Annotated in this window: 1 protein-coding gene; it reads left to right on the top strand. The window is 56.4% G+C overall.

Annotation, left to right across the window (positions count from 1 at the left end):
* Positions 1 to 10: 10 nt before the first annotated feature.
* Positions 11 to 282 (top strand): SdrD B-like domain-containing protein (locus tag EII42_RS12780; RefSeq protein WP_233558430.1); only part of this gene is annotated, 272 nt, incomplete at its 3' end.

The raw sequence follows: 282 nt of genomic DNA, 5'->3' as shown, positions 1-282 counted from the left end.
CGAGGTTTCGGTGGGTGACTATGTGTGGTTCGATGTGAACAAGGATGGTCTGCAGGATGCTACGGATCGCCCGATTGTCGGTGCGGTGTTGTCGATCGTGGGTCCGGATGGTCAGCCGGTGATGAACGTCAACGGTGATCTCGTTGGCGATGTCACGACTGATGCGAGCGGTAAGTACTTGTTCGAGAAGCTGCCGGTGTTGGGTGCAGGTGAGAAGTACACGGTGCGTGTCATGTTGCTGCCTGGCGATTACATTCCGACCAAGCCTGAGGTTGGGGATGA

The sequence above is a fragment of the Tessaracoccus sp. OH4464_COT-324 genome (genome assembly GCF_003932855.1).
Classification (GTDB): domain Bacteria; phylum Actinomycetota; class Actinomycetes; order Propionibacteriales; family Propionibacteriaceae; genus Arachnia.
The sequence above is the reverse complement of the archived record's forward strand: the minus strand, read 5'-3'. Positions and strand labels throughout refer to the sequence as shown.